The sequence below is a fragment of the Flavobacterium bizetiae genome, from assembly GCF_024271895.1.
GTDB classification, from domain to species: domain Bacteria; phylum Bacteroidota; class Bacteroidia; order Flavobacteriales; family Flavobacteriaceae; genus Flavobacterium; species Flavobacterium bizetiae.
This window is the reverse complement of record NZ_CP091861.1, coordinates 2,370,681-2,382,500: the sequence shown is the minus strand read 5'-3', so window position 1 is coordinate 2,382,500 and position 11,820 is coordinate 2,370,681. Positions and strand designations below refer to the sequence as shown.

Below are 11,820 nucleotides of genomic sequence, written 5' to 3'. Positions count from 1 at the left end.
ATATATTTGGGGACCTTAGCTGATGGTCTGGGTTCTTTCCCTCTCGGACTTGGACCTTAGCACCCAAGCCCTCACTGCTGTGAAACATTATATAGCATTCGGAGTTTGTCAGGAATTGGTAGGCGGTGAAGCCCCCGCATCCAATCAGTAGCTCTACCTCTATATAACTTTATGCACAGCGCTGCACCTAAATGCATTTCGGGGAGTACGAGCTATTTCCGAGTTTGATTGGCCTTTCACCCCTACCCACAGGTCATCCGAAGACTTTTCAACGTCAACCGGTTCGGACCTCCACTGTGTGTTACCACAGCTTCATCCTGCCCATGGGTAGATCACACGGTTTCGCGTCTAACACTACTGACTAAAGCGCCCTATTCAGACTCGCTTTCGCTACGGATCCGTGGCTTAACCACTTAACCTTGCCAGCAACGTTAACTCGTAGGCTCATTATGCAAAAGGCACGCCGTCACCCCACGAAAGGGCTCCGACCGCTTGTAAGCGTATGGTTTCAGGATCTATTTCACTCCGTTATTCACGGTTCTTTTCACCTTTCCCTCACGGTACTGGTTCACTATCGGTCTCTCAGGAGTATTTAGCCTTAGCGGATGGTCCCGCCAAATTCAGACAGGGTTTCACGTGCCCCGCCCTACTCAGGATACCACTATCTATTATACTCGTTACCCATACGGGGCTATCACCCTCTATGGCGTCACTTTCCAGTAACTTCCGGTTCCTTGTACATAAAATGTCGTGGTCCTACAACCCCAACATTGCCGTAACAACATTGGTTTGGGCTAATCCGCGTTCGCTCGCCACTACTTACGGAATCACTTTTGTTTTCTTCTCCTCCGCCTACTTAGATGTTTCAGTTCAGCGGGTTTGCCCACCTATCGGTGTACTATGTCTTCAACATAGTGGGTTGCCCCATTCAGGTATCTACGGATCAATCGGTGTGTGCCCGTCCCCGTAGCTTTTCGCAGCTTATCACGCCTTTCATCGCCTCTGAGAGCCAAGGCATCCCCCATACGCCCTTATTTTGCTTATTGTACCAATCATAAATTAATATGACCGTTTTTTTTTGTTTTTTATTATTCGTATTACTACGATAACAAAAAACGCTTTCTACTTTTTATTATTTTCTTATCTCAATATGTCAATGAACTTTTGTCCTTTCGGACCAGTGGAGAATAACGGAGTCGAACCGTTGACCTCCTGCGTGCAAGGCAGGCGCTCTAGCCAGCTGAGCTAATCCCCCATTTTTCAATCTTAGATTGTAGAATTCAGATTTTAGATTTCTTGAATTCTTCTCTAATTTCTTTTGGTGAATTCCAACTTCCAGAATTTCCTTTTTCTAAGCTTTTCAGTCTTCTTTAGTTTGTTTGTTTTTTTTTATTATAACTTATAATTCATAATTTATAATTCAAAACTCTAAAAAAGTAGTCCCGGGCAGACTCGAACTGCCGACCCCTACATTATCAGTGTAGTACTCTAACCAGCTGAGCTACGAGACTCTGTTTTACTTAAAATTTATTATTTGAACTAACAGCAAGAGTAATTGAATCTCATAGATTCAGTTCCTTTAAATAGACATCTTTTTTCCTCAGCGTGTTGATAAGTCAACTAACACTCGAGGCTCTAGAAAGGAGGTGTTCCAGCCGCACCTTCCGGTACGGCTACCTTGTTACGACTTAGCCCTAGTTACCAGTTTTACCCTAGGCAGCTCCTTGCGGTCACCGACTTCAGGCACCCCCAGCTTCCATGGCTTGACGGGCGGTGTGTACAAGGCCCGGGAACGTATTCACCGGATCATGGCTGATATCCGATTACTAGCGATTCCAGCTTCACGGAGTCGAGTTGCAGACTCCGATCCGAACTGTGACCGGTTTTATAGATTCGCTCCTGGTCACCCAGTGGCTGCTCTCTGTACCGGCCATTGTAGCACGTGTGTAGCCCAAGGCGTAAGGGCCGTGATGATTTGACGTCATCCCCACCTTCCTCACAGTTTGCACTGGCAGTCTTGTTAGAGTTCCCGACTTGACTCGCTGGCAACTAACAACAGGGGTTGCGCTCGTTATAGGACTTAACCTGACACCTCACGGCACGAGCTGACGACAACCATGCAGCACCTTGTAAATTGTCTTGCGAAAGATCTGTTTCCAAACCGGTCAATCTACATTTAAGCCTTGGTAAGGTTCCTCGCGTATCATCGAATTAAACCACATGCTCCACCGCTTGTGCGGGCCCCCGTCAATTCCTTTGAGTTTCATTCTTGCGAACGTACTCCCCAGGTGGGATACTTATCACTTTCGCTTAGCCACTGAAATTGCTTCCAACAGCTAGTATCCATCGTTTACGGCGTGGACTACCAGGGTATCTAATCCTGTTCGCTACCCACGCTTTCGTCCATCAGCGTCAATCCATTAGTAGTAACCTGCCTTCGCAATTGGTATTCCATGTAATCTCTAAGCATTTCACCGCTACACTACATATTCTAGTTACTTCCTAATAATTCAAGTCTAACAGTATCAATGGCCGTTCCACCGTTGAGCGATGGGCTTTCACCACTGACTTATTAAACCGCCTACGGACCCTTTAAACCCAATGATTCCGGATAACGCTTGGATCCTCCGTATTACCGCGGCTGCTGGCACGGAGTTAGCCGATCCTTATTCTTACGATACCGTCAAGCTCCGACACGTCGGAGTGTTTCTTCTCGTATAAAAGCAGTTTACAATCCATAGGACCGTCATCCTGCACGCGGCATGGCTGGATCAGGCTTGCGCCCATTGTCCAATATTCCTCACTGCTGCCTCCCGTAGGAGTCTGGTCCGTGTCTCAGTACCAGTGTGGGGGATCTCCCTCTCAGGACCCCTACCCATCGTAGCCTTGGTAAGCCGTTACCTTACCAACTAGCTAATGGGACGCATGCTCATCTTTTACCGTTGTGACTTTAATTATAAAATGATGCCATTCTATAATACTATGAGGTATTAATCCAAATTTCTCTGGGCTATCCCTCTGTAAAAGGTAGATTGCATACGCGTTACGCACCCGTGCGCCGGTCTCTTAGTCCGAAAACTAATACCCCTCGACTTGCATGTGTTAAGCCTGCCGCTAGCGTTCATCCTGAGCCAGGATCAAACTCTTCATCGTATATTTTTTATATTATATTGCGATGTTATCTATCGGTTCTTTTCAAATCTCTCGATTCTATTACTCTTATTCTTTTGTTTTAACATCTCTGTTAAAACGGCTGTCAATTCAATATGTCTACGAACGTGTGTTTCTTTTCTTTTCGCTTGTTTCTCAAAGCGGGTGCAAAAGTAGAAAACTTATTTCTAACTGGCAAATGTTTTTTGAAGTTTTTCTAAAGAAAATTTCTTTTCTTTTTTCTTCTCAAACCTTACCAATTTATCAATGAACTTTCCGTATTTTGCGGGGTGCAAACTTAAAACTTTCTTTCTTTACCCACAAGCTTTTTTTAATCTTTTTTCGAAAATAAATTTTCGTTTTGATTGCTTTTGCTTGCCAGTATTTCAGTAAACGTTTATCGTTGTTGCGGGTGCAAAAGTAGCGCCTTTATTTACATTTACAAGCCTTTTTATTATATAATTTCAATGTTTTTCGAAACTTTTTCTTAACACTCTGATAACACAAAGTTTAGCTTTTCTTCTTTTTTAAACTTTCTAAGATTTTTCTTAAGCGCATTACTCTTTTCATAATAAGCCTCGATTGAAAACTCCCAATTTTGAAGACTTCGCAGGTTTTTATATCGCTTGATGGTTACTTTGTAATGGGCGGATTAACGCACATTTGAACTTTACTAAAAAGGTAAACCTCTAAAAAAGCAACACTATCATTACTTTTAACCATTTCACAAGAAACCAGCAAACCACAAATTTGATAATTTATTCCACTATCTAGCTTTACACTAATCCATCAAACACAAAAATTATCTTTTAGATAATCATTCAAAACAATAAAACCATATAAAAACAATTTATTCAGTTCCCCTAAAAGAAAACAACTTTAACCAGGACCGAATAGAAAAACTCAAAAGAATAACTAAAAAATATTCAACAATAAATTCTTAGCATTAAATCGATAATTAAGACTTCAAAAAGGATCATAAATTCAAAAGCCAACCATTTTTATCAACAAAGCGACTATTCACACAAACAAACTCATGCAAAACATTTAAACTTTCTAAACTTTAGATAATAATAATAATAATAAAAAAATAAAAAAAACACCAACTAAATGATGAGATTTTTAAAATTTAGCATATCGCAAAAGGATACCGCTTCCATCCCTAACGCGGTCTAGTGTAAAACAGACGATTTGTTTATTAAAAGAAATTCCCATTCCTGGACTTGGGATAAAATTCCAAATTCCAATCATTATACCACATAATTTTAGATTAAATCACAATAGATAACCGTACAGCTTTGCGAACTTTATAATTCAAAAGAAGAGTAAAGCTCATTGCGTTCTTTGCGGTTAAATAAATAAAAACGCAAAAGTGTTATAAAACAAAAAATCCTCATCAAATAAATGATGAGGATTCTTAAAAGAAAGGCGACGACATACTCTCCCACATAACTGCAGTACCATCTGCGCAGGCGGGCTTAACTACTCTGTTCGGGATGGGAAGAGGTGAGCCCCGCCGCAATAACCACCTTAAGGTCGTTGTTACTTGAGGTAACTTTTTTAATTAACAATTGATAATTTACAATTCATAATTAAAAACAATATCTTAACATACTGAGATAAAGAAAAGTACTTTTATTTACTATTTTAGAAAGTTTCTTCCTCCAAGTTGCCCTGGAGGAAAAGGGTGTACATAAGCTTACGGATTATTAGTACTACTCGACTATGACATTACTGCCTTTACATCTATAGCCTATCAACGTGGTCATCTTCCACGATCCTTAAAAGAAATCTCATCTTGTGGTGGGTTTCGCGCTTATATGCTTTCAGCGCTTATCCCTTCCAAACGTAGCTACTCTGCGGTGCCCCTGGCGGGACAACAGATACACTAGAGGTTTGTCCAATTCGGTCCTCTCGTACTAGAATCAGATCCACTCAAATTTCTAACGCCCACAGTAGATAGAGACCGAACTGTCTCACGACGTTCTGAACCCAGCTCGCGTGCCACTTTAATGGGCGAACAGCCCAACCCTTGGGACCTTCTCCAGCCCCAGGATGTGACGAGCCGACATCGAGGTGCCAAACCCCCCCGTCGATATGAGCTCTTGGGGGAGATCAGCCTGTTATCCCCGGCGTACCTTTTATCCTTTGAGCGATGGCCCTTCCATGCGGAACCACCGGATCACTATGCTCTACTTTCGTACCTGATCGACCTGTATGTCTCTCAGTCAAGCTCCCTTATGCCATTGCACTCTACGCACGGTTACCAAGCGTACTGAGGGAACCTTTAGAAGCCTCCGTTACTCTTTTGGAGGCGACCACCCCAGTCAAACTACCCACCAAGCAATGTCCCCCGCAAAACGGGGTTAGGCCTCAGATAAACAAAGGGTTGTATTTCAACAATGACTCCACAACGCCTGGCGACGCCACTTCACAGTCTCCAACCTATCCTACACATCATTTATCCAAGGTCAATACTAAGCTATAGTAAAGGTGCACAGGGTCTTTTCGTCCCACTGCGGGTAAACGGCATCTTCACCGTTACTACAATTTCACCGAGCTCATGGCTGAGACAGTGTCCAGATCGTTACACCATTCGTGCAGGTCGGAACTTACCCGACAAGGAATTTCGCTACCTTAGGACCGTTATAGTTACGGCCGCCGTTTACTGGGGCTTCAATTCAATGCTTCTCCGAAGATAACATCTCCTCTTAACCTTCCAGCACCGGGCAGGTGTCAGGCCCTATACTTCATCTTACGATTTTGCAGAGCCCTGTGTTTTTGATAAACAGTCGCCTGGACCTCTTCACTGCGGCCCTGATTGCTCAGGGCGACCTTTCTCCCGAAGTTACAGGTCTATTTTGCCTAATTCCTTAGCCATGAATCTCTCGAGCACCTTAGGATTCTCTCCTCAACTACCTGTGTCGGTTTACGGTACTGGTACTAATTACCTGAAGTTTAGAGGTTTTTCTTGGAAGCCCTTAGGCGCACTATCTCTTTGTCCGAAGACTCCGAGTACTATCGTATTTCCCCAAGACGCGTGGATTTGCCTGCGCATCTTATAGGTAGGTACTTCAACGAACTATTCCGTCAGTTCGCGGCGCTTTCATCACTCCGTCACCCCATCACAGTAATTAGTAGTACGGGAATATTAACCCGTTAGCCATCGACTGTCCCTTTCGGGTTCGCCTTAGGACCAGACTAACCCACAGCTGATTAGCATAGCTGTGGAAACCTTAGTTTTTCGGTGTGCGGGTTTCTCGCCCGCATTATCGTTACTTATGCCTACATTTTCTTTTCTAACCAGTCCAGCATACCTTACGATACACCTTCAACCCTGTTAGAATGCTCCCCTACCACTTACAGTAAACTGCAAATCCATAGCTTCGGTAATATACTTATGCCCGATTATTATCCATGCTCGTCCGCTCGACTAGTGAGCTGTTACGCACTCTTTAAATGAATGGCTGCTTCCAAGCCAACATCCTAGCTGTCTGGGCAGACAAACCTCGTTCTTTCAACTTAGTATATATTTGGGGACCTTAGCTGATGGTCTGGGTTCTTTCCCTCTCGGACTTGGACCTTAGCACCCAAGCCCTCACTGCTGTGAAACATTATATAGCATTCGGAGTTTGTCAGGAATTGGTAGGCGGTGAAGCCCCCGCATCCAATCAGTAGCTCTACCTCTATATAACTTTATGCACAGCGCTGCACCTAAATGCATTTCGGGGAGTACGAGCTATTTCCGAGTTTGATTGGCCTTTCACCCCTACCCACAGGTCATCCGAAGACTTTTCAACGTCAACCGGTTCGGACCTCCACTGTGTGTTACCACAGCTTCATCCTGCCCATGGGTAGATCACACGGTTTCGCGTCTAACACTACTGACTAAAGCGCCCTATTCAGACTCGCTTTCGCTACGGATCCGTGGCTTAACCACTTAACCTTGCCAGCAACGTTAACTCGTAGGCTCATTATGCAAAAGGCACGCCGTCACCCCACGAAAGGGCTCCGACCGCTTGTAAGCGTATGGTTTCAGGATCTATTTCACTCCGTTATTCACGGTTCTTTTCACCTTTCCCTCACGGTACTGGTTCACTATCGGTCTCTCAGGAGTATTTAGCCTTAGCGGATGGTCCCGCCAAATTCAGACAGGGTTTCACGTGCCCCGCCCTACTCAGGATACCACTATCTATTATACTCGTTACCCATACGGGGCTATCACCCTCTATGGCGTCACTTTCCAGTAACTTCCGGTTCCTTGTACATAAAATGTCGTGGTCCTACAACCCCAACATTGCCGTAACAACATTGGTTTGGGCTAATCCGCGTTCGCTCGCCACTACTTACGGAATCACTTTTGTTTTCTTCTCCTCCGCCTACTTAGATGTTTCAGTTCAGCGGGTTTGCCCACCTATCGGTGTACTATGTCTTCAACATAGTGGGTTGCCCCATTCAGGTATCTACGGATCAATCGGTGTGTGCCCGTCCCCGTAGCTTTTCGCAGCTTATCACGCCTTTCATCGCCTCTGAGAGCCAAGGCATCCCCCATACGCCCTTATTTTGCTTATTGTACCAATCATAAATTAATATGACCGTTTTTTTTTGTTTTTTATTATTCGTATTACTACGATAACAAAAAACGCTTTCTACTTTTTATTATTTTCTTATCTCAATATGTCAATGAACTTTTGTCCTTTCGGACCAGTGGAGAATAACGGAGTCGAACCGTTGACCTCCTGCGTGCAAGGCAGGCGCTCTAGCCAGCTGAGCTAATCCCCCATTTTTCAATCTTAGATTGTAGAATTCAGATTTTAGATTTCTTGAATTCTTCTCTAATTTCTTTTGGTGAATTCCAACTTCCAGAATTTCCTTTTTCTAAGCTTTTCAGTCTTCTTTAGTTTGTTTGTTTTTTTTTATTATAACTTATAATTCATAATTTATAATTCAAAACTCTAAAAAAGTAGTCCCGGGCAGACTCGAACTGCCGACCCCTACATTATCAGTGTAGTACTCTAACCAGCTGAGCTACGAGACTCTGTTTTACTTAAAATTTATTATTTGAACTAACAGCAAGAGTAATTGAATCTCATAGATTCAGTTCCTTTAAATAGACATCTTTTTTCCTCAGCGTGTTGATAAGTCAACTAACACTCGAGGCTCTAGAAAGGAGGTGTTCCAGCCGCACCTTCCGGTACGGCTACCTTGTTACGACTTAGCCCTAGTTACCAGTTTTACCCTAGGCAGCTCCTTGCGGTCACCGACTTCAGGCACCCCCAGCTTCCATGGCTTGACGGGCGGTGTGTACAAGGCCCGGGAACGTATTCACCGGATCATGGCTGATATCCGATTACTAGCGATTCCAGCTTCACGGAGTCGAGTTGCAGACTCCGATCCGAACTGTGACCGGTTTTATAGATTCGCTCCTGGTCACCCAGTGGCTGCTCTCTGTACCGGCCATTGTAGCACGTGTGTAGCCCAAGGCGTAAGGGCCGTGATGATTTGACGTCATCCCCACCTTCCTCACAGTTTGCACTGGCAGTCTTGTTAGAGTTCCCGACTTGACTCGCTGGCAACTAACAACAGGGGTTGCGCTCGTTATAGGACTTAACCTGACACCTCACGGCACGAGCTGACGACAACCATGCAGCACCTTGTAAATTGTCTTGCGAAAGATCTGTTTCCAAACCGGTCAATCTACATTTAAGCCTTGGTAAGGTTCCTCGCGTATCATCGAATTAAACCACATGCTCCACCGCTTGTGCGGGCCCCCGTCAATTCCTTTGAGTTTCATTCTTGCGAACGTACTCCCCAGGTGGGATACTTATCACTTTCGCTTAGCCACTGAAATTGCTTCCAACAGCTAGTATCCATCGTTTACGGCGTGGACTACCAGGGTATCTAATCCTGTTCGCTACCCACGCTTTCGTCCATCAGCGTCAATCCATTAGTAGTAACCTGCCTTCGCAATTGGTATTCCATGTAATCTCTAAGCATTTCACCGCTACACTACATATTCTAGTTACTTCCTAATAATTCAAGTCTAACAGTATCAATGGCCGTTCCACCGTTGAGCGATGGGCTTTCACCACTGACTTATTAAACCGCCTACGGACCCTTTAAACCCAATGATTCCGGATAACGCTTGGATCCTCCGTATTACCGCGGCTGCTGGCACGGAGTTAGCCGATCCTTATTCTTACGATACCGTCAAGCTCCGACACGTCGGAGTGTTTCTTCTCGTATAAAAGCAGTTTACAATCCATAGGACCGTCATCCTGCACGCGGCATGGCTGGATCAGGCTTGCGCCCATTGTCCAATATTCCTCACTGCTGCCTCCCGTAGGAGTCTGGTCCGTGTCTCAGTACCAGTGTGGGGGATCTCCCTCTCAGGACCCCTACCCATCGTAGCCTTGGTAAGCCGTTACCTTACCAACTAGCTAATGGGACGCATGCTCATCTTTTACCGTTGTGACTTTAATTATAAAATGATGCCATTCTATAATACTATGAGGTATTAATCCAAATTTCTCTGGGCTATCCCTCTGTAAAAGGTAGATTGCATACGCGTTACGCACCCGTGCGCCGGTCTCTTAGTCCGAAAACTAATACCCCTCGACTTGCATGTGTTAAGCCTGCCGCTAGCGTTCATCCTGAGCCAGGATCAAACTCTTCATCGTATATTTTTATATTATATTGCGATGTTATCTATCGGTTCTTTTCAAATCTCTCGATTCTATTACTCTTATTCTTTTGTTTTAACATCTCTGTTAAAACGGCTGTCAATTCAATATGTCTACGAACGTGTATTTCTTTTCTTTTCGCTTGTTTCTCAAAGCGGGTGCAAACTTAAAACTTTCTTTCTTTACTCACAAGCTTTTCTTGATCTTTTTTTTTTGAAAATAAATTTTCGTTTTGATTTCGTTGGCTTGTCAGTATTTCAGTGAACGTCTATCGTTGTTGCGGGTGCAAAAGTAGGTAGTTTATTCAGTTAAACAATAGCTTTTTCAAACTATTTTCAATCTTTTTTATAAGTGACTGGTTTGGTGTTTTTTACAATACTAAGTTTTTTTTATCCTTGTGAGGTTTTAGGTGGTTTGGATTGATTTTACCGCAAAGACGCTAAGAATTCTTCTCTTTGGGTTTATTTCGCAAAGAACGCAAGGCTATATTTTGACTTCTTTTTTAATCTCGCAGAGACACAAAGGCGCTAAGTTTTGATTTTTGGAGCGTTTTACTTCTCTTTTATTATTGCAAACTTCTTTTGAAAGCTGCTCCCCTAGCCCCGATAGTAGTGGAAATCCTTTTGTGCCGGGGTTCGGCACAAAAGATTGGAGTGGATAGCGGGAAATAGCTCCTGATCCTTAAAAATAAATTCCAAATTTTTCAAATTCCAAATTCCAAATTCCAAATTCTAAAATCTAAAATCTAAAATCTAAAGGCTTCGACTTCGCTCAGCCTGACAATAGTTGCTCTTATATATAGGTACAAAAAAAACAAACCCGACAGCTTTTAAAACTGTCGGGTTTGGGGGTTGAAATCTTACCTTATATATTAGGATAAGGAAAACTGTCCTTATATATTGTTTATACCATCTATTACTTCTTTTGTAATGTGGATGCTTTTGAGCTTGGCTTGATGATCGAAAATTGGGCTTGTTGCCATTAGCTCGTCTACGCGTGCGTAGTCGATGAACTTTTTAAGATCTGTTATTAGCTGTTCTTTGTTTCCTGTAAAGGTACATGCGGTCATTTGATTGACATGGAAACGTTCTTCTTCGCTCATAATATCGTCTAGTGAATCTACGGGCGGCTGTAAACCTTTGCGGTCGTTTCTAATTAGGTTAAGAAACATTTGATATAAGCTTGTAGATAGTTTTTCGGCTTCTTCGTTTGTATCGGCGGAAATGATATTGACGCAGGCCATTGTTTTTGGTTTATCTAAAACTGATGATGGCTGAAAATTTTCGCGGTAGAACTCAAAGGCCTGTATCATTTGGCGTGGTGCAAAATGTCCTGCAAATGCATATGGTAATCCGTAAGCTGCTGCAAGGGCAGCACTATCCATGCTTGAACCCAGAATCCAGATTGGAACATTGGTTCCTTCGGCTGGAAAAGCTCTCACTTTTGCTGTAGCATTTTCGGCTGAGAAGTAATCCTGAAGTTTGGTAACGTTTTGAGGAAAACGTTGCGCTTGCTCAAAAAAGTCTTTTCGGATGGCTTCGGCGGTTGGCTGATCTGTTCCCGGTGCTCTTCCTAATCCTAAATCGATTCTATTTGGATAAAGTGTTTCCAGAGTTCCAAATTGCTCGGCCACTATTAAAGGAGAGTGATTGGGTAACATGATTCCGCCTGAACCTACTCGTATGTCTTTTGTTTGACTGGCGATATAACCAATTAAGACTACGGTTGCAGAACTGGCAACGTGCGCCATATTATGATGTTCGGCCAGCCAAAAACGCTTATAACCTAAGTTGTCTGCAAGTTGCGCTATTTCTTTTGTTTTTTGAAATGTTTCGGGTGCATTGCTATCTTGTGTGATGATAGCTAATTCTAATATCGAGATTGAAATTGGGTCTTTCATATATAATGTAGCTTTTATGCAAAATTAATTCATTTACGACAAAGCCTAAATTCTTTCGTGTTAATAGAATTATAATATTTGTACCTA

At 43.2% G+C, this 11,820-nt stretch carries 1 protein-coding gene, 4 tRNA genes and 5 rRNA genes (1 of these 10 cut by a window edge); all 10 read right to left on the bottom strand.

The features are described 5' to 3' along the window. Positions 1–1,046, bottom strand: a 23S ribosomal RNA gene (locus L0669_RS10465); it reaches 1,838 nt to the left of the window's first position. Positions 1,047–1,181: 135 nt separating this feature from the next. Next, positions 1,182–1,255: transfer RNA gene (locus L0669_RS10460), tRNA-Ala, on the bottom strand. A 182-nt stretch (positions 1,256–1,437) separates the two neighbouring features. Beyond that, positions 1,438–1,511 (bottom strand) — tRNA-Ile (locus tag L0669_RS10455). Positions 1,512–1,639: 128 nt separating this feature from the next. Beyond that, positions 1,640–3,153: ribosomal RNA gene (locus L0669_RS10450) — 16S ribosomal RNA — on the bottom strand. 1,420 nt (positions 3,154–4,573) lie between these two features. Further along, a 5S ribosomal RNA gene (rrf, locus tag L0669_RS10445) occupies positions 4,574–4,683 on the bottom strand. A 156-nt stretch (positions 4,684–4,839) separates the two neighbouring features. Continuing rightward, positions 4,840–7,723: ribosomal RNA gene (locus tag L0669_RS10440) — 23S ribosomal RNA — on the bottom strand. Positions 7,724–7,858: 135 nt separating this feature from the next. After that, positions 7,859–7,932: transfer RNA gene (locus tag L0669_RS10435), tRNA-Ala, on the bottom strand. 182 nt (positions 7,933–8,114) lie between these two features. Beyond that, positions 8,115–8,188, bottom strand: a tRNA-Ile gene (locus L0669_RS10430). A gap of 128 nt (positions 8,189–8,316) precedes the next feature. Next, positions 8,317–9,830: ribosomal RNA gene (locus tag L0669_RS10425) — 16S ribosomal RNA — on the bottom strand. The 16S, 23S and 5S rRNA genes sit together here with 4 tRNA genes alongside, the layout of an rRNA operon. A gap of 895 nt (positions 9,831–10,725) precedes the next feature. Continuing rightward, positions 10,726–11,733, bottom strand: coding sequence for an LLM class flavin-dependent oxidoreductase (locus L0669_RS10420; protein ID WP_263763269.1), 1,008 nt, complete (start codon positions 11,731–11,733; stop codon positions 10,726–10,728). Positions 11,734–11,820 lie beyond the last annotated feature (87 nt).